Annotated in this window: 18 protein-coding genes; 11 read left to right on the forward strand and 7 right to left on the reverse strand. The window is 72.1% G+C overall.

Going from position 1 to position 17,624, the window contains the following annotated elements; translation table 11 throughout:
• From IH61_RS42140 to IH61_RS44040, 7 genes are all read right to left on the reverse strand, one after another.
• Positions 1-764, reverse strand: a 764-nt coding sequence (locus IH61_RS42140) for a hypothetical protein (protein ID WP_037973898.1), incomplete at its 3' end; no start/stop codon positions are given.
• Positions 765-931: 167 nt separating this feature from the next.
• Entirely contained in the window at positions 932-2,560 is a 1,629-nt protein-coding gene (gene dnaB / locus IH61_RS0137720; protein ID WP_078911700.1) for a replicative DNA helicase, read from the reverse strand.
• Between the two features lie 87 nt (positions 2,561-2,647).
• Complete coding sequence (locus tag IH61_RS0137725) at positions 2,648-3,901, reverse strand: hypothetical protein (protein ID WP_031078534.1); 1,254 nt, start codon at positions 3,899-3,901, stop codon at positions 2,648-2,650.
• Positions 3,902-4,623: 722 nt separating this feature from the next.
• Positions 4,624-5,535: an NAD(P)-dependent oxidoreductase gene (locus IH61_RS0137740; RefSeq protein WP_051838689.1), complete on the reverse strand. Its 912-nt coding sequence runs from the start codon at positions 5,533-5,535 to the stop codon at positions 4,624-4,626.
• Positions 5,532-6,731, reverse strand: coding sequence for an HAD-IA family hydrolase (locus IH61_RS50110; RefSeq protein WP_078911701.1), 1,200 nt, complete (start codon positions 6,729-6,731; stop codon positions 5,532-5,534). The genes IH61_RS0137740 and IH61_RS50110 overlap by 4 nt, the downstream gene beginning before the upstream one ends.
• Positions 6,728-7,741, reverse strand: a complete 1,014-nt coding sequence (locus IH61_RS0137755; RefSeq protein ID WP_031078540.1) for an AAA family ATPase — start codon at positions 7,739-7,741, stop codon at positions 6,728-6,730. Before IH61_RS0137755 ends, IH61_RS50110 begins: the two co-directional genes overlap by 4 nt.
• Before the next feature lie 214 nt (positions 7,742-7,955).
• Entirely contained in the window at positions 7,956-8,288 is a 333-nt protein-coding gene (locus IH61_RS44040) for a GntR family transcriptional regulator (protein WP_158845773.1), read from the reverse strand.
• A gap of 201 nt (positions 8,289-8,489) precedes the next feature.
• Here IH61_RS44040 and IH61_RS0137765 point away from each other — a divergent pair, with 201 nt between their 5' ends.
• The 11 genes from IH61_RS0137765 to IH61_RS0137820 all read left to right on the forward strand — a co-directional run bounded on the left by IH61_RS0137765 (position 8,490) and on the right by IH61_RS0137820 (position 17,450).
• Entirely contained in the window at positions 8,490-8,780 is a 291-nt protein-coding gene (locus IH61_RS0137765; RefSeq protein WP_158845776.1) for a hypothetical protein, read from the forward strand.
• Positions 8,774-8,914 carry a hypothetical protein gene (locus IH61_RS47520; protein ID WP_158845779.1) on the forward strand — a complete coding sequence of 47 codons (141 nt, stop codon included), beginning with the start codon at positions 8,774-8,776 and terminating at the stop codon, positions 8,912-8,914. The genes IH61_RS0137765 and IH61_RS47520 overlap by 7 nt, the downstream gene beginning before the upstream one ends.
• A complete protein-coding gene (locus tag IH61_RS47525; RefSeq protein WP_158845782.1) occupies positions 8,911-9,066 on the forward strand; it encodes a hypothetical protein in 156 nt (51 codons plus the stop codon). The genes IH61_RS47520 and IH61_RS47525 overlap by 4 nt, the downstream gene beginning before the upstream one ends.
• The gene (locus IH61_RS0137780) at positions 9,066-9,326 is read left to right on the forward strand and encodes a hypothetical protein (protein WP_031078545.1); all 261 of its coding nucleotides are present in this window, start codon (positions 9,066-9,068) and stop codon (positions 9,324-9,326) included. The genes IH61_RS47525 and IH61_RS0137780 overlap by 1 nt, the downstream gene beginning before the upstream one ends.
• 262 nt (positions 9,327-9,588) lie before the next feature.
• Entirely contained in the window at positions 9,589-10,212 is a 624-nt protein-coding gene (locus tag IH61_RS0137790) for a hypothetical protein (RefSeq protein ID WP_031078547.1), read from the forward strand.
• A gap of 209 nt (positions 10,213-10,421) precedes the next feature.
• A complete protein-coding gene (locus IH61_RS0137795) occupies positions 10,422-10,649 on the forward strand; it encodes a hypothetical protein (RefSeq protein WP_031078549.1) in 228 nt (75 codons plus the stop codon).
• Positions 10,642-11,454, forward strand: coding sequence for a hypothetical protein (locus tag IH61_RS0137800; RefSeq protein ID WP_031078550.1), 813 nt, complete (start codon positions 10,642-10,644; stop codon positions 11,452-11,454). The genes IH61_RS0137795 and IH61_RS0137800 overlap by 8 nt, the downstream gene beginning before the upstream one ends.
• Before the next feature lie 2 nt (positions 11,455-11,456).
• On the forward strand, positions 11,457-12,026 hold the full coding sequence (locus IH61_RS0137805; protein ID WP_031078552.1) for a hypothetical protein: 570 nt from the start codon (positions 11,457-11,459) through the stop codon (positions 12,024-12,026).
• Positions 12,027-12,063: 37 nt separating this feature from the next.
• Positions 12,064-14,475 carry a hypothetical protein gene (locus IH61_RS43640; protein ID WP_051838691.1) on the forward strand — a complete coding sequence of 804 codons (2,412 nt, stop codon included), beginning with the start codon at positions 12,064-12,066 and terminating at the stop codon, positions 14,473-14,475.
• 288 nt (positions 14,476-14,763) lie between these two features.
• Positions 14,764-17,067, forward strand: coding sequence for a hypothetical protein (locus IH61_RS0137815; protein WP_031078555.1), 2,304 nt, complete (start codon positions 14,764-14,766; stop codon positions 17,065-17,067).
• A 146-nt stretch (positions 17,068-17,213) separates the two neighbouring features.
• A complete protein-coding gene (locus IH61_RS0137820; protein ID WP_031078557.1) occupies positions 17,214-17,450 on the forward strand; it encodes a hypothetical protein in 237 nt (78 codons plus the stop codon).
• Positions 17,451-17,624 lie beyond the last annotated feature (174 nt).

The following is a 17,624-nucleotide window of genomic DNA, read 5'->3' on the forward strand; positions in this document are numbered from 1 at the left end:
CCCCCACCCCCCAAGCCCCCCATGAACCCGCCGACGAAGCAGGGGTGGCAGCGCCACACCTGCACCCGGCCCCGGCAGCCGCTCGTCGACGAGCAGGCCGCCGTCCGGGCCCCCGACACGGCGCAGCAACCGGCGAGGACGACGGCCAGGGCGCAGCCGGCCCCGAGGCGGGACCGGCGACGAACCGCCCCTGGAGGCTCCCGGCGGGCTTCCGCCCGACGCGGGTGACAGCCCCAAACTCCATGACCCATGAGCCTGGCGAAGGCAGACTGGTCCGCAGGTATCGGATAGAGGGGGCCGGGGGGCGCAGGCTGGGCAGCCCGGGGCCGGGGTGCGGGCAGCCAGCCCTTGGCGCGCAGCCTGGTGACCGCCTGGCGGTGTGCCAGCCGGAGCCGACGCTGCTGGTCATCGATGCCCACCGTGTCGGTATCCCTGGCGACGAACGCGACCGGGCCGCGGAGGCGGATCTTGCGCAGGTCCGGGTCGAGTGCGGTCGCGTCCTGCGGGCCGGCCGGTTCGGTGAGCTCCCAGTACATGCCGCCTGCGGTGGTGTTCACCCGCCGCGTGTCCTGGTCGTAGGGCACGAAGTAGTAGACCGCGATGGGGTGGCCTGCGCCGGAGAGGTGCTCGAACCCGGCCTCCCCGATCCCGGCACCCTCCTCCAGACGCTGGCGGATCTCTCGCAGCGGGGCTACGCCGGACGTCACCTCCCCGTCTGGGGTGACGAGGTGGTAGTGCCTGGCGGGGTGGGCGGACTCGTGCACGGTGTGTCCGATCGGTCGGAGGGAGCCCGGCGCCGGGTGTTCGATCAGTTGTGCCGGGGAAAGCTCTGGATCGTCCTCTGCGGGGCGATCTTGGTCCTGTCTGACTCCTGTGGACACGGTCGGCCCGCCAGGCACCCTGAGGGACCTTCAGGGCCGTTCTCGCCCTGTCAGAGGCCGAGGTCCGACGCCAGGTTCGAGGCGGGCCCCCCGCCGGTACCGTCGGCGGGCTGCGGAACGGTGGCGCCGATCGCGGTGAAGGCGGGCTCGTACGCGTCGTCCTCGACGCGCCGGCCGACTTCTTCGTCGCGGGCCATGTCGACGAACCGGCTGTAGTGGCCCTGGAAGGCGACGGTGACCGTGGCGGTGGGGCCGTTGCGGTGCTTGGCGACGATCAGGTCGGCCTCCCCCGAGCGCTTGGAGTCCTTCTCGTAGGCGTCCTCGCGGTGCAGCAAAATCACGACGTCGGCGTCCTGCTCGATCGAGCCGGACTCGCGCAGGTCGGAGATCATCGGACGCTTGTCGGCGCGCTGCTCGGGCCCGCGGTTGAGCTGGGACAGGGCGATGACCGGCACGCCGAGCTGCTTGGCGAGCAGCTTGAGGTTGCGGGACATGTCGCTGACCTCCTGCTGGCGGTTCTCAACACGGCGTCCGGAACCCTGAAGGAGCTGGAGGTAGTCGACGACGACGAGGTCCAGGCTCCGGCGCTGCTTGAGCTTGCGGCACCGGGCGGCGATGGACAGCGCGGACTGCACAGGGTTGTCGTCGATCAGCAACGGCGCCTCGGGCATCCTGGCCACCGCCCGGCTGGTGCGCAGCCAGTCGTCATCGGTCATCTCGCCGGAGCGCAGGTGGTGCAGGGCGACGCGGCCCTCGGCGGAGACGGCGCGCAGCTGGATCTCCTGGCGTCCCATCTCCAGGGAGAAGAACGCGGTGGTCAGGCCGTGGGTGATGCTGGCGGAGCGGGCGATGTCCAGGGCCAGGGTGCTCTTCCCGATGGCCGGGCGGGCGGCGATGACGATCATCTGGCCGCCCTGGAGGCCCTGGGTCAGCTGGTCGAGGTCGGCGAAGCCGGTCGGCACGCCGGTGATCTTGCCTTTGTTGTGCTTGCGGTCCTCCACGTCGCCCAGGGTGATGTCCATGCCGTCGATCAGCGGTGCGCAGTTGTCCTCGCCGCGCTGGTCGGCGAGCGCCATGACCTGGGCCTGGGCGGCGTTGACCAGTTCGTCGACGTCGCCTTCGGCCGCGTAGCCCATGCCTGCGATCCGGGTGCCGGCCTCGACCATGCGGCGCAGCACGGCGCGCTCGTGGACGATCCCGGCGTAGTACTCGGCGTTCGCCGCGGTCGGCACGGAGTCGACCAGGGTGTGCAGGTAGGAGGCGCCGCCCACGCGGGTGAGTTCACCGCGCTTGGTGAGCTCGCCCGCGACGGTGATCGGGTCGGCCGGCTCGCCGCGGCCGTACAGCTCGAGGATTGCGCCGTGGATCATCTCGTGCGCGGGCCGGTAGTAGTCGGCGGGCTTGAGCACCTCGATCACGTCGCCGATGGCGTCCTTCGACAGCATCATGCCGCCCAGCACGGACTGTTCGGCGGCCAGGTCCTGCGGCGGCACCCGCTCGAACCCGTCGGTGGCTTCGGCTTCGGTCCTGTTGTGCCGGGAGCGGCCGAAGGCGGAGCGCGGCGCGGGCTCGGAGTCCGTGTCCTCGGGCTCCTGGTCGCTCCAGGCGTAGTCGTCCGGTCCGGCCTGGATCGTGGCGGGGGTGTCGGGGCCGGTGTTGTTCTGGCTGGGTACGCTCATGGTGATCTCTCCAACGGGATCGGACGGCCGCCGGGGCCCGGCTAGGTACACCGGCGGCCGTCGCGTTGCTCAGGTAGGGGAAGCCGCTCAGCCGGCCAGGAACCTGGCTCGCTTGGCTGACTGGCTGCGGACCTCTCCGGCCTGCCGCGTCGCCGCGTCGCGCCGACGGTCGGCCGACGTCCGGGGCTGGCGGGCCTGGGCGAGGAACGCGGCCATGAACTGGCGGCTGGACTCGTCGTCGATGCCGAGCTTCTCGTCCAGCTCACGGCGTTGCCGGTCCACGACCGCGTCCGCCGTGCAGTGCCGGCAGCCAGCCGCCTCAAGGCTGGGGTGGGACGGGCATGGGTCGACCAGCCGACGCGGTGCGGCCTGCACCATCGGTTCGGCCGGGGCACCCGCGTACTGTGCCTTCGCGGCCTCGCCCAGACCAGCCCACGCTGGCTTCTCGGCCGCCATCCACCGAGCCACCGCGATCAGCCACTCCACCGGCTTGCCCGCCTTCACCAGCGCGGTCGCCGATGCCTGGAACTCCTCCAACGCACCCGGCCGGCGGTGCGGACCGACCCCGGCGGCGACGCGGGCCTCCGACCACGCCAGCACGATCTGGCGGACCCCCGACGACAGCCCGTCACCCGGGGCGGGCTCGGACTCCTCCCGCTGCGTCGGCACGGCCGCAGGCGAAGGTACAGCCTGCCCCTGAGGGGGCTCTTCCTGATTGTCGATCTTCTTCTGCTCCTCGGACGTCGCACGCGAGGTGGCCGGAGTCTGAGGGGCGGTAGAGGAAGAAGAGTCATTAGCGGAGTACTTGGAAGATGATCCCTGACTCTCCGAATCCGGGTGAGCCGAATCCGGGTGAGCCGAATCCTGGAAACCCGGAACCGGGCCCGAATCCGGATTCTCAGGAACCGGAGCCTTCGGGGGCTTCTCACCTGCGGTCTTCTGGCCGTGGGTGCGTCGCGCGGGTGCCGCCTTCGGAGTGTCCTTCGTGGCTCGCTTACGGTCGTCGGGGTTGGTGCGCTGCTCGGGAGGCACCGGGCGGCTGTAGACCTCGCAGATCCACTCGTGGGTGCCGTTCTTGTGGTGCATCAGCCGTCGAACGACGTAACCGGCGCGCTCCAGCTCGTACGAGGCCGCGTACAGGGCATCGCGGCCTTCGAGGTTCTTCGCACCGCTCCGCTTGGCGCGCTTGACCATGTCCGGGATGCTGTCGATCTCGACACCGGGCGGCCGGCGAAGCCACCTGGTGAGCAGGCCCAGCGCTCGGCACGACAGGTCGTCGTCCACCGTTAGGTTGTCGAGGGTGGTCCAGGTCGCCGACTCCTCGGCGCGGTACATCCTCATCGGGTCACCTCAGCCGCAGACGGGACGCTGTACAGGCGCATCTCCAGGGGAAGGTCGGCAGCAGCAGGCCGGGGCGAGGTAGTTGCGGCCAGCGACCGGAGGACGCGGTAGACGCGGAAGCTCGTGGCCTTGATGTCTCCACAGAACGCGGCGGAGTCATCAGTGGTGAAACGCTCGCTCACTTCTTCATCTCCGATCCGGTGAAGGACACCAGGACCGGACTGGCCTGGACGACCGGGCGGTGGGCGGGGTGGATCTGGGCAGGGGTGTGGTTCTGCATGCCCATAGAGGCCGGGTATCCGGGCACGGTGTGACCCGGGGCGAGGTGACGTGCGTCACGGTTCGGTGAGCGAACGCGTCCGCTGGTCGCACTGCCGACCTGGGGATCAAGACCAGTGGTTGCTGCGGCAGGAGCGGTGGTCAATGCTGAGGAAGCCGCGTTCGATGCGAGCGCCGCGCGGATTGTGGGGCGGGACAAAGGGGGACTTGCCTCTCCGCCGTTGTCAGTTCGTGGGTACCGGTAACCAAACCTAGCCGGTGTCTCTCGCACCTAACTGGGGAAGCCTGGTACCGTCGAACCAACAACGGCATTGTCTTGGGCGCTCACCTGGGTGTCCCTGGCGAGGGCCGGTTATATCGAGAAGCGCAAGCGGCCCAAGTTTGGCGACTGGGGGCCGCTTTCGCGTTTTCTGGACTAGGTGGCGCCCGTACGGGCGCCCGGATCAGCCTATTCGTCTCCCTGAGTCCTCGGACTGTTCAGGGCCGGTGTGTCGGCTGGACAGGTTGGCCTCCGCGCGAAGCAGCTCGTCCAGCGCTTGGCCAGCCGATAGCGTGGTGCCCTTGGCGTTGTTCCATCGGCTGAGCGTGGACGCCGCCGAGCGGAGCAGGTCGTCCGGAAGACCGGCGGCGGCCATCGTGTCCGCCGCTTCCTCCAGTTCGGGGCCCCAGCGCCAACTCCGGGCAGCGGTTTTGCCGATGTAGCCGGTCTCCGTGAGGTACGAGCCAGCCCGTTGACCGGCGACGTCGAGCAGCGCCTGGTCGACACCGTGCTCCCGGGCGAGACCGTAGGACAGCGCGGCCAACACCCTGGAGGTCTTCTGGTAGACGCTGTAGGCCACCTTCAGCGCGCTGGCCTGCCCGATCTCCTCGCCCAGCACGTGGGTCGACACCGCGCTGCCGGAGAAGAGTTGCTCGACCACCCCGACCTCGTTCACCGACCCGGAGAGGTACAGCCGGGACTGCTTCGTACCGACCGGAGGTGAGCCGATCACCGCGCCGTCGACCACCGCGCGGGCCGTCCCACCGAGCAACTGCGCGATCCGCGCAGCCCGCTGCGGACTGATCGCGTTCGCTTCCACATACAGGCCGGTGAAACCGAGCCCGGCCACGTCGCGCGCGACGTCCTCCGCCGTAGCCGGCGGGCACAGGCTGAGCACCACGTCCGCCCGAGCCACCAGCTCGTCCAGAGTGGGTACCGCCGTCAGCCCGAACCGATCCGCCCTGGCCGCAGTCGCGGTGCTGCGCCCCTGCGGGCACCACAGGACCTGACCGCTGTTCGCGAGGGCGCACCCCGCGACGGCCGCGCCCATACTGCCGGGATGCAGGACACCGAGCGTGACCTGTCGATCCGTCATCGGGCACCTCCACGGACGTGGCCCAGGGCGTCCAGGACGTCCAGCGCGATGTAGTCCGGCTCCGCGCCTCCGGGCCACGTCCGACCGTGGGAGACCCAGACGGTGCGCAGCCCGGCCGCGCGGCCGCCGACTACATCCAGGGCAGCGTTGTCCCCCACCATCCAACCGCCCCGCGCGAGGCTGCGCCCCACGCGTGCGGCAGCCGTTTCGAAGATGGACAGATCAGGCTTGCGGGCGCCGGCCTCCTCGGAGATGCACACCCCGTCGACCAGACCGTCGATGCCACTGGCCTTCAGCTTGGCGCGCTGGATCTCGCTGCCGCCGTTGGTGACGACGACAACCTGCCACCCGTCTGCCCTGATCGCCTCCAGAGCGTCCGGCACGCCGGGGAAAACCCGGACCGTTGCAGGGAACTCCGCGTTGTAGCGGGCCCACATCCGGTCAGCGGACTCCGGCAGCGCCAGCTCGGCGCACAGGCCCTCGAAGGTCTGGAGGTCCGCGCGGATCCGTATGGCGTCCAGGATCCGGCGCGCGACATCCGGGCTCAGCCCGTAGGTGGCGCCGTACCCGAAGATCCATGCGGTCACCGCGGCGCGGCGGTCGATCAATGTGTCGTCGAAGTCCAGCATCAGCAACCGTCGCTCGCGGGCGCTGAGCGCCTGGCGGATCCGCTCGGCGGCCTGCTCGGGTGATGCCGTGTCGGTGCGGACAACCAGGTCGAACCGGAAACCGGCATTGGCCTCCAGATCCGCCTGCGTGGCATCCCAGGCGGCCAGACGCGCAGCGGTGTCCGTGTCCCCCCGGCCCACCGACCGCTCCGCCGTCAACTCCCTCGGGCACCAGAGCAGCACCGTCAGCCAGTCGGCCGGGTAGCCGTCCAGCACTGCCCGTACCCCGTCGACCTGCCCCAGGTGCATCACCGGTACCCCGGCCTCGAACGCCGCGACCAGCCCAGGTCGGTCCGTCACGTAGGTGCTGTCGTACCTGCTGTTCTCGTAGACCACCTCCCCCGCCGTGGCGCGCAGCTCGGCGAGGAGCTCCGGTGTTCCCATCCGGTAGCCGGCTGACCGGCCGGGTCCGACCTTCACCCGAGAGAACAAGCCGAAGGTGGGGTCCAGTGCAGAGAGTGCTCGCGTCACGGTGTCCTTGCCAGAGGCCGGAGGCCCGTAGATGAGCACTCCGTGCGGGCGGTTCATGCGCGCACCGCCGCGAGAGCGTGCCGCGCCTGGTCGGCCAGCGAGATTGCCGAGCCCATTCGGTTGTCGACCAGCAGGTGCGACACCACCGGGCGCACGTCGATGTCGACCGTTGCCATGTACTCGTCCCACCGGGAGAGCTTCCAGGCGTCGCGCGCCGCGGATCGGAAGCTGATGTACTCGCGCATCGACTCCGGATCGCACTGGACCCAGATTGGGAAGACATCCACCCCCTGGGCTCGGCACCGGTTGCTGAGCCGGGCCATCCACTCCTCGGAGGCCATCTCCGTGATGAACGGGGCGGACAGCACGGTGGAGATCCCGCAGTTGATGTTGGCGTAGGCCGCCTGCATCAGGCAGTCGTACTCGACAGCGCGCACCTGCTCGCGGTACAGCGAGGTGTGGCGATCGTTCCGATCCCCACCGAGGGCGACCAGGAGCTGTTCGACGAGCGGTCGGGTGAGCGGATCCTTGTCCAGCAACGGCCAGCCGGTCAGTTGGGTGAGGAAGCGGGCGAACTCCGTCTTACCACTGCCGGCGAATCCGCCGACCAGGATGACGACCGGGCGGTGCGGGTCTCCTCCCGTGTGCCGACGCTTCCAAGCGTCCATGATCCGCCGCTGAAGCCCGTAACTGTCCGCTTCGGAGGATCCCGCCGAGATCTGGAGCAGCGCCCGTTCGACGGCAAGGACGTGGTTCCCGGTGAGCTTGTCGTCCAACGGCGTCAGCTCAAACCGGCTGTCCTCGCCTGGCAGGGCGCTGCGGAAACCCAGCTGGGGTTCGGTGGCCCGGTACAGCAGGCAGTACGCCCGTCGGTAATGCGGGCCCGGGTACACGTCACCCTGCTCGTGCTGGCTGAGCGTCTGCGGGTGCGCAGCTGGGATCCCCTTCAGGCCGGCCTTCTCTGCGATGTTGCGCAGCCGTTCGCCAGCCTGCTCCAGCGTCAGGCCGTGGGCCTCACGCTGTTCCCTCAGCATCTCGGGGCGCCACCCGAGCCGGTTCTTCGCCATGTCCCCCGCCTGTGTATTTGCCATGCTCGGAGCCTATGAGCAGCGCGCCGAATCTCATGTTGATGCGGATGTTGAGAATGCGTTGAGCTGCACGTTCACGGATCTCATGATGCGGATGCGATGTTGATCTGACGCTCCACCAGCTGTGATTAGTCATGTCGGGACGGACTCGACACAGGAGGTGGGAGCAGTGGTGAATCGGACGGCACCCGGATCAGTTGCGCTGCGACTCTCGCCGCTCAAGCATCTCGACGCGGCTCGTCAGCTCGGCGAGCTGCTTGGCCAGCGCCTCGAAGCTCGCGGGCGCCGGAGCAGCGTCGGCTTCCGGCTGGCGAACGAACGACCCGAGCCCCTGCTGCGAGTAGATCGCCTTGCTGCCCCGCAGTTCGGAGAGGGCGCGCTGCACAGTCCCGGGCGCTACATCGTAGTGAGCAGCAAGCTCGCGGGTGCTGGGCAGCTTGTCCCCCGCCTTGAGCCGCCCTAGACGGATCTGGTCCAGCACGTCCTGGACGATCCGCTGATAGGGCTGGGCGAACTGATCTGTCATGAGCCACATCGTAGGCCCGCCTTCCTGACATGAATAGCTTCATCAACCTAGTTGACACAGCAAAACTGTACCAGCTAAGTTGGCTAAGCCGACAAGGCCCGAAGGGGCCGAGAACGCAAAAGGGCCCCAGGCCGGTGCTCGCTACACCGTCCTGGGACCACTTCGAATCGAACTCTCGTGGGAGTGATCCGCATGTACATCATGACCGATTCGGTGGGGGCGGGACGCAGTGTTCCCGTCGCCAAGAAGCCGGCCGCCAGCTGCATCGCCGAGCTGCAGGGCCAGTACGACGGCGAGGTGCTCGCCCTGGTGGTGCGCGACCTCGAGCCCGTCGACCCGAAGGCTGGCGAGGGCGCCGTGAGCACGGTCGTCGCCGAGGTCTGGAAGCAGGCCGAGGAGCACCTCAAGAGCGGCCGCACCGGCTGGGCGCACCTGTCGTGGTTCGTCCAGAGCGCCATCGCCCAGTTCGCCGCACAGACGGCGGGGTGCTGACCGTGGTTGACATCACGACTGCTGCCGCGCCGGCGCCGGTTCCGCCCATTGACTCCAAGCAGATCGCCGACGCGGCCAAGGCCGCCGGTCGCCTGCTCGCCGGCCTGCTCGGCCGGAAGGGCGGTCGATCGTGAGCGCCGACAACGCGAGCCAGCTGGCCGCCGCTCAGGCCGCCGCCGCTGCTGCCGCTGCCGCCGCTCAGGCGGCCGAGGCCATCCGTCGCCAGGCCGAGGAGCAGCTGCAGCGCCACGGGCAGACCATGGTCCGGCTGGGGGGTGGTCGCTGATGGGACGAGTCGCCGCGTTCCTCGGCTTCGGCTCCAGCAGCTCCTCCAGCGGTACGAATACCCGGACCGGCGGAAGCTCGTCGAAGGGCTGGCACTCGTCGGCGCCGCTGCCCGGCGGGCGCGAGGTCCACCCGGCGCCAGCGGCGACCGACCGGTTCGGCCGCCGGGTGGCCTCGCCGGACCCGTACGTCCAGCCCGACCAGACGCACGTCGTCCGCAACTTCGGCCGCCCGTACCGCCAGGACGGGGGTGCGCGGTGACGGTCACCCACATCTGCCGCAGCTACGCCGGTGGCGGCACGCCGACCCCGGCGCCGTCGAAGCCCGCGAAGGCCGGCGGCGGTTCCAGCTCCGGCAAGTAGCCCCTCCCCTCCCTTCTCCTCCCTGTTCCGCAGTACGGCTTCCCGCCGCCTGCCACCGGCACCGTCCTGGCATGCACATGCCTGGACGGCGCCGGGAGTGGTGCGGCGGGCCCGCCAGGGCCCCGCCACCAACCACGTTCCACCACGTCCAGGAGGACACCGTGACCAGCACCCTCACCCGCCGCCCGGCCTCCACACCGACCGTCGGCGCCGCCGCGCTCGCCCGGCACATCGCCCGCGTCACCACCGCGGCTGCCCCGCGGTCCTGGACCGAGAGCAGCGCCGAGCAGCGGTTCGCCGCCGAGCTGGCCGCACTGACCGGCACCGACGCCGGGATGTGGTTGGAGGGCGAGTACGCCGGCAACGAGACCCGCCGCCGCCTGCTCGCCCAGAGCGCCGACGCCATCGTGCGCACTGACAGCTCGATCGAGCTGATCCTCCCCGCCGAGGCGGGCGACGACTGGGCGGAGCTGGAGGCGGAGATCGCCAACGAGGCCGCCGCCGACGCCGCCCTCGAGGCCGCGACCGCCGCCCGGACCCGGGTCACCGCGAAGGCCGCCCGACGCGAGCTGGCCCGCGAGCACGCCCTCAAGCACTACACCGAACGGGAGCTCGCCGCGTTCGGCGACGACCCGCTGGACGCCTGGGGCAAGGACGTCCGGGACGTGGTCGAGGCGTGGTCGCCGTTCCGCGCCGACCGCTCCGGCCGGGACCCGCGCGGGTGCCACGTCGTCCGCTGCAGGGACGGTCTCCGCCGCTACCCCGACGGCAGCCTCGCGGACTAGCCCGTCGGCACCGGCCCCGCTGCCAGCACCACCCCGTCGCCCACCCGGGCCCGCCCCGCCAGCCCCGACCGTGCGGCCGCCCGCAGTGGCGCCCGCACCGGTGAACCACCCGACACCACCGCGTGCCGCAGCCGGCCTTCCCCAGCCGGCGGCGGCACGGCCCCGCCCCGCGCCTGGCACACCCGTCGACTCCCAAAGGGGGGAGCACCATGCACCACCAGCACTTGATCCTCTACTTCTTCGCCGCCGCCACGGCCGTCCCGGCCCTGGTGCTGCTGCTCTGGTCCCTCAAGCAGCACCGCAGGAAGGCCGACGCCCGGGCCTCGTCCGAGGCCGAGGAGACCGGCGCCGCGCTCGGCCGCTGGAGCGCCCGGAACACCGACCCGGCCGCGTTCATGGCCGAGCGGATCCGGAAGGCGGCCAGCAGCGATGTCTGACACCACCACCGGAACGAACACGTTCGACCTGTTCGCCGCCACCGCCGGGACGGGCGGTTCGGGCGGCATGGAGATCATCGACGCCGAGATCGTCGAGGACGACGCCCCGCCCGCCGGCGGGGCCGGACAGCCGCCGTACGGGGGACAGCGGATCCACACCCCGCCGCCGCCCCCGCCGCCCGCCTCACCCGCCCCGCCGGCCGCCGAACCGGACTGGGCGCAGTACGCGGCCGCCGCCGCGGCCGCCGTGGCGGCCCACTACCAGGCCCCGCCGCCGCACGTGCCGGTCCCGCCGCAGTACACCTACCCCGACCCCGGGGCGGTGGTGCCGGTGGAGGTCGTGGCCCCCCAGCCCGTCCCGGTGGTGGTGGTCGCCCCGCCCGCGCCGCCCGAGCCGTTCTGGGACTTCTCCTGGCTGCAGCTGGGCGCCAACGCCACTGCCGCGGCCCTGGCCGCCGTCCCGGCCTGGCTGCTCCACAGCCACCTGCCGGTCATCACCGGCTCCTACGGCACCGATGCCGCCGCCGCCGTCGCGATCCTGTGGGGCGGCAGGCCCGCCCTGCGTTCCCTGGCCCTGGGCGGCGCCGCCTACTACGGCTGCGCCGCCTCTCACGCCGGCACCGCGACCACCGCCGCCGTCGAGCTGGTCGCCATCGTCCTGCCGCTCGCCGGCGCCAAGCGGGCGGAGGTCTCGCTGCTGCGCCGTACGGCGGTGTGGATCCCCATCCTGGCCGGCTGCCTGTCACTGCCGGCGCTCACCGACGCCATCACCTGGCTCACCACCGCATTCACCGGAGGACACTGATCATGGACGTCACCCTCGGCACCTACGCCGCTGTCTTCGGCCTGACGGGCTGGCAGCTCGCCCGCACCTACGGCATCCCGATCCCGAAGATCGGCGGCAAGGGCGGCGGGGCCTACGGGCGCAGCGGCGCCGCCGACCACGCCAGCCTGATCCCCTACGCCATCGGCACCGGCTTCGGCGCGCTGTGCGGGCTGTGCGCCGGCGGCATCCTCGGCGCCCTGGGCTGGCTCGGCTACAAGGCATCCGCGTGGGGTGGGCAGCTGTCCCTGTGGTCCAGCACCGGCGCCGCGTCCACCGCCCAGTTCCACGGCGCCGACCCGGTGCCGGTCGGCGGCGGCGGCGCGCTGCTGCTGTTCGTCGTCGCCGTCGTGCTGGCCGGGGCCCGCAAGTCGGCCAAGGGCGCGGCCGGGGCTGGGGGCTCGGGCCTGGACAAGTGGAAGGTGCGGGCCGGCTTCGTCAACGGCGCCGCCCTGGCCGCGATCCCGCTGGTCACCTACTACGCCAACGAGGCGCTCTCCAACGGCGGCCAGGTCGTCCTTGACGCCCTGAACCACGTCGCCTCCTCCCGCTGAGACCGCCCACCGGACCCGAGAAGAGGGGCACCTGACCGTGAGCATCGACCTGCGCCTGGAGCCGGCCGAGGAGGAGATCCTCGAAGGCGAGCTGCTGGACGACGACGACCCGGGCCCGCGTCCGGCCGAGCCGGACCCGGCCGGTCCGCGCCCGTGGTGGCGCCGCCAGCTCGGGCACATCCCGGCCGGCCTGCGCGTGCTGGCCGCCGAGCGCTCGGCCTGGCTGTTCGTCACCGAGGACCACCTGAGCGACCGGGCGGTGGCCCTGCACATCCTCAACGACCGCCACCAGGTGTGGGAGCAGGGCCGCAACGCGGAGCACACCGCCCTGGCCGGGCGCGCCGCCCAGGAGATGGCCGCCGCCAAGGCATCGGGCGCCGCGGCCCAGGCCCAGGGCATCACCCCGGCCGGCCACACCGCGGCCCGCCGCGCCGAACTCGCCGCCCGTACCGCCGCCGCCCAGTGGGAGCAGAAGGCCGCCGCCGTGCTGGCCCTCACCTACACCGGGCACGCGCCGGTGCTCCCCGGGGAGATCACCCACCACCGGCGGCGCATGTCCCACCGGCGCCGGATCCGCCTGGCGCTCACCGTGCTGGGCACCTACGGCATCCCCGCCCTGTCCGGCGGCCCGCACACCCTCGCCGTGGAGTGCGCGGCCACCGGCGCGGCAGTGGCCCTGGCCGCCTGGGGCAAAAGCGTCCTGCCCCGGTGGCGCTCCGGCCGCCGCGCCGACCCCGACCTCGCCTACAAGCTGCCCGACGGCGGCCAGGTGACCGCCCCGGCCGGACCGCAATGCGCCGACAACCAGGCGGCGGCCCCGGGCGGGGCCGCCGCCCCCGCCCCCGCAGCGTCGGCGGCGGGGGCCTGGCCGACCGGCGACGGCCGGCCGTTCCCGATCCACGGTGTCACCGACCCGGTCGCAGCTGCCGAGTGCGTGCGGCGGGCCCTGCTCGCCGAACGGGTGCCGCTCGCCCACGTCGGTGAGCCGGTCCGGCACCCGTGGGGCTGGGAGGTGGTGGTGCGGGTGTTCGACGGTACGTCCGGCGACATCGGCGACAAGCTGGGCGGCCTGGAGACCAAGTTCGACGTCGGCGACGGCGACGTGATCCTCCAGCCCAACCGCAAGCGCACCGCCGAGGCCGTGCTGCGCATCGTCACCGGCGACCTCTTCGGCGCGATGCAGCCCCCGCCCTACCGGGCGCCGCACTCCGTCGACATCACCGACGCCGGGGTGTTCGGGATGAGCGCGGACGGAACCGACCTCTCGTTCTCCCTCGCCGAGCTGATGGGCGAGGTGATCGCCCGCTCCGGCGGCGGCAAGAGCACGCTCATCCGGGCGCTGCTCGACTGGACCACCGCCGCCGACAACGCCGTCACGGTGTTCCTTGACCCGTCCGGCGACGGGCCGGGGAAGTTCTCCGAGGCGGTCAAGCTCACCAGCACGAACCCGATTGAGATCGAGTTCGCGCTGCTCTCCCTCTACCGGCTCGCCGCCGGCCGCGCCCGCATCCGCCGCAAGCTCGGCATGGGCGACACCTGGCGGTGCACCCGCGAGCACCCGGCGATCATCGTCTTCGTCGACGAGTTCCCCAAGCTCACCAAGCGCAGCAAGCAGATCATCGCCGAGCTGATGCTGGTGGGCCGCAAGGAAGGCGTGTGGCTGATCTTCGCCGCGCAGGGCGCCACGAAGGAGCTACTGGGCTCCAACATCGCCCAGCACCCGGCGCTCAAGATCCTCGGCGCCTGCCGGGATGTCGACACCACCGGCGCCCTGGGCGGCGGCGCGATCGACTGGGGCTTCCTGCCGCACCGGCTCCAGCCCAAGTCCGGCGACAGCCTCAACGACCTCGCCAAGACGTACATCGTCGGCGCTCCCGGGGTCTCCGAGGACCCGATGCTCCACAAGTGGCACTACATCCCCGACGACGAGGGCGGCCGCCGCGCCGCCGAGCGCCTCGCCGCTGGCCTGGTCGACGTCGACCAGGCGTCGATCCACGCGGCCCTCCACGCGCCCAACCCGCCCGGCCTCAAGTTCGCCGACGAGGACGAGTACCTCCACTACGTTCCGTGGCCGGAGCTGCTGGAGATGTGCGCCGAGGACGACGACGAGTACGGCCCCGACGACGGAGCCGAGGAAGAAGAGGCACCGGTCCCCGAGATCAGCGCGGTCCTCATGGAGGCGTTCGACAAGGAGGAGGCCGACGCCCTCACCCTCACCCAGCTCCACCGGCACCTGATCGAGTACGACTCCGAGCGGTGGGACCGCTGGCACCACAAGGACGAGCACGGGCTCCTGATGGAGATCGGCCGACACCTCGCCCTCGAGTTCCGCAAGGTCGGCATCAAGCTCTCCACCGAGCGCCTGGACGAGCTCGACGGCAGTCCCCGAGGCATCCGCCTCGCCTCGCTGCTCGCCGCAGTCAAAGCCGCCAGTGAAGACACAGAGTAGCCGTAGCTGATCACTGCGGGATCGGTCCGTCATCGGATCCCGATCAGCGGCGGATCGGCGGGGCATCGGCTGCCCCGCCGATCGTCCGCTGATCGTCCGCCGATCACAAAACCGATTCTGACCTGGGGAAACCGATCCAGCCGATCAGATCCCCCGCACCCTGGGAAACGGCCCCGACACCCCGGATCGGGGCCGTTTCCGCGCCCTCGCCGCTCCCGGGCGCCAGCAGCCCGTCCCGATCGCCGCATTACCACGCAACGTCACCACGCGAGACAGGAGTCTCCCACCATGACCCCGGCCCGCACCACGAGCCGTCGCACCCGAACCCCCGCCAAGAAGACGCCCGTCAAGCCCCCCGCGGCCCGCCCGGCCGCCCCGATCGCCGTCCAGCCAGACCCCCTTGCCGAGCTCCCCGCGACCTTCACCGTCCGGTCGGCCGCCGACCGCGCGGCCGACGTCCTGGCCCTCGCGGAGGACCAGGCGCTCGCCGTCCTGGAGCGGGCCGCCGAGCAGTCCGGCCGCGACCGGGAGACCGCCGCGCAGTGGGCGGCCGAGGCCGAGCAGCTGCGCGCCGACGCCGCCGCCGAGGCCGAGACCGTCACGCAGCGTGCCGACCGGGCGGTCCGGCAGATCCTCGACCTGGCCAACGACCAGGCCGACCTGATCCTCCAGTACGCCCGGGAGCAGCGGGAGGAAGCCGGCGCCGACGCCCGCGCGGCGGCCGACCGGCTGCTGGAGGAGGCCACCGAGCGGGCTGCGTCGCTGCTGGCCGATGCCGAGCAGCGCGCCGCGGCCGTCCGCGCCCAGGCCGAGGAAGAGGCGGCTCGGATCGTCTCCGCGGCCGAGGAGCGGGCGCAGGCGGTGGCGGCCGGCATCACCGCCACCGCCGAGGAGCGGGCCGCCGAGCTCCTCGCCGAGGCCGAGGGGGAAATCACCACGGTGCGGCGCCGGGCCGACGCCGCCCTCGCCGATGTCCACGACCAGGTCGCTGGCGCCACGCTGGCGCTGGAGCGTACCCGGGCCCGGATCGCCGAGGACCGCGCCCGGGCCGAGCAGGACCTGACCGGCGCGCGGGAGCTCGCCGCCACCGTCCAGTGCGACGCCGCCGCGGCCGCCGACCGGACCCTGACCGAGGCCGCCGCTGCTGCCGAGACGATCCGCACCCGGGCCGCCGCCACCGCCCGCGACATCCTCACCACCGCCGAGACGCAGGCCGAGGAACTGCGCGCCGACGCCGAGGAGCGGGCCGCCCGCCTCACCGAGGCCGCCCTCGCCGACGCGGACACCGCCCGGGAGGAGGCCGCCACCGCCGTCGACCAGCTGCATACCGAGGCCGAGGCCGAGGCGGCGGAGCTCCGGGAGGAGGCCGGGCGCCAGGCCGCCGAGCTCCGGGAGGAGGCCGGGCGGCAGGCCGCCGAGCTGCGCCGGCGCGGGCAGGCCGACGCCCAGGAGCTCCAGGCCGAGGCGCGGCAGCAGATCGAGCAGGCCCGGCAGTCGGTCGCCGAGCAGCTGCGCCAGGCCAGCTCGGCCCGTGGCAAGGCGGAGGCCGACGGCCAGCGCCTGCGCGCCGCCGCCCGGCGGGACGCCGATCAGGTCACCGCGGACGCCCTCGCCGAGCTTGCCGAGACGCAGGAGCAGCTGGCCGCGCTGCGCGCCGAGCAGGCCGAGCTGGAGGCGCGGCGGGCCCAGAAGGAGCAGCGGCGGTGGCGCCGGACGCTGCGCCGGGCGGTGGCGAACCGGGTTCACCTGGTGCCGTTCCTGCTGACCCGCACGGTGCTCGGGGCCGGCCTGGCGTACACCTCCTACAAGGAGCACCAGCTGGCGGTCACCGCCGGGATGAACTCCGCGCTGGCGTGGCTGCTGGCGGTGTGTGTGGACGGGTGGGTCGTCGCCGCGACCCGCAGCAAGCTCAAGACGGAGACGCGGATCGCGCTCGCGGTGATGATGCTGTGCCAGATCGCCGCGATCCTGACCGACCTGCACCTGCTCGGCGTCGCCCAGGACGCTCACGGAGCGTGGAGGATCCAGTGGCAGCTGGCGATCCCGCTCGCCACGGTCGTCCCGATCGCCATCTGGCGCGTGCACGAGATCATCGACCACGCCAAGGGCGCTCACGGCGAGCACGGCGTGGGCGCTCCGTCCGCCGACGCGCCCACCGGCACCGGCGGCGGCGCTCACGAGGACCCCACCCCGCGCCCGCCGTACGGCGGACAGCCGCTGCCCGCCGCCCACGGCGTCCTGCTCCCCGCGCAGAGCGTCTACATCGAGCGCTCACATGAGCGCGAGATCACCGCAGGTGGGGGGACGAATGGCGCTCACCGCGCGCTGCCGGGCGCTCACCTGCAGACCGCGAACGCTCACCCGCCGGTTGCCCTGACCGGGGCCGCGCTCACCTACGCCCGGCGGGCGACCGTCCGTCAGCTCTACACCGCTCTCGACCGTCGCCCGCTCGTCTCCGAGATCCACGCCGCGCTCACCGCCAAGGGTCTGCTCAACGGCGACGAGAAGACGACGCGCTCGACCTGCCAGCGCGTGCGCACCGATGTGGAGGGCGCCGAGCCGGCACTCAAGCCCGCCGTTCGCTCTGCGTAACGGAGTGCCCAACGTGAGCGGCCTCCGGGATGAAGAAAGCACCCCGGAGGCCAAGGCACCCGAGAGTGCCGACTGGCCGGTCTCGTCCCCGGCCCGCCCCCATCGTCCCGCACCGCCGACCCGTCCCCGAAAGGAAGTGCCGCCCCTTGTTCGCCATAGAGCGTGACGCCCAGATCGCCGTCCTGCGCCAGACCCACTTCGAGCGCAGCCAGACCCTGGCCAACGTCCCCGCCGGCTCCCGCTCCCACGGCCGGCTCCTCGTCGAATGCGAGGACATCAGCGACGAGATCGACCGCCTCAAGCGGTGCATCGACATCCCGCGATCGGTCGCCCTCGCCGTACCCGTCCTGCTTGCCGTCCTGGTCCTCGCCCTCGTCAGCTGACCACCGGCCGACCGGCCGTGCTCCCGGCCTGCCGGGCTGTTCCCCGCCTCGGCGGTACCGCCCAGGTCAGCACTGAGTACCTGTGTCTGAACCCCCGGTTTGGGTAGCCTGGAGCCCTAGCCTGGGCTGGTGTCCGAGGACAGCGGGCCGGTTGGTGAGCGGTGGTGCGAGGAC

Origin of the sequence: Streptomyces sp. NRRL WC-3742, assembly GCF_000720635.1 — a bacterium.
GTDB lineage: Bacteria > Actinomycetota > Actinomycetes > Streptomycetales > Streptomycetaceae > Kitasatospora.

What these genes read in the sequence shown, in the direction of transcription:
- IH61_RS50110 (WP_078911701.1), bottom strand. Translation starts at nt 6,731, where the DNA reads ATGAACCGCCCGCACGGAGTGCTCATCTACGGGCCTCCGGCCTCTGGC.
- IH61_RS0137795 (WP_031078549.1), top strand. Translation starts at nt 10,422, where the DNA reads ATGCACCACCAGCACTTGATCCTCTACTTCTTCGCCGCCGCCACGGCC.
- IH61_RS0137800 (WP_031078550.1), top strand. Translation starts at nt 10,642, where the DNA reads ATGTCTGACACCACCACCGGAACGAACACGTTCGACCTGTTCGCCGCC.
- IH61_RS0137805 (WP_031078552.1), top strand. Translation starts at nt 11,457, where the DNA reads ATGGACGTCACCCTCGGCACCTACGCCGCTGTCTTCGGCCTGACGGGC.
- IH61_RS0137780 (WP_031078545.1), top strand. Translation starts at nt 9,066, where the DNA reads ATGGGACGAGTCGCCGCGTTCCTCGGCTTCGGCTCCAGCAGCTCCTCC.
- IH61_RS0137765 (WP_158845776.1), top strand. Translation starts at nt 8,490, where the DNA reads ATGACCGATTCGGTGGGGGCGGGACGCAGTGTTCCCGTCGCCAAGAAG.
- dnaB (WP_078911700.1), bottom strand. Translation starts at nt 2,560, where the DNA reads ATGAGCGTACCCAGCCAGAACAACACCGGCCCCGACACCCCCGCCACG.
- IH61_RS44040 (WP_158845773.1), bottom strand. Translation starts at nt 8,288, where the DNA reads ATGACAGATCAGTTCGCCCAGCCCTATCAGCGGATCGTCCAGGACGTG.
- IH61_RS0137815 (WP_031078555.1), top strand. Translation starts at nt 14,764, where the DNA reads ATGACCCCGGCCCGCACCACGAGCCGTCGCACCCGAACCCCCGCCAAG.
- IH61_RS0137755 (WP_031078540.1), bottom strand. Translation starts at nt 7,741, where the DNA reads ATGGCGAAGAACCGGCTCGGGTGGCGCCCCGAGATGCTGAGGGAACAG.
- IH61_RS0137725 (WP_031078534.1), bottom strand. Translation starts at nt 3,901, where the DNA reads ATGAGGATGTACCGCGCCGAGGAGTCGGCGACCTGGACCACCCTCGAC.
- IH61_RS0137740 (WP_051838689.1), bottom strand. Translation starts at nt 5,535, where the DNA reads ATGACGGATCGACAGGTCACGCTCGGTGTCCTGCATCCCGGCAGTATG.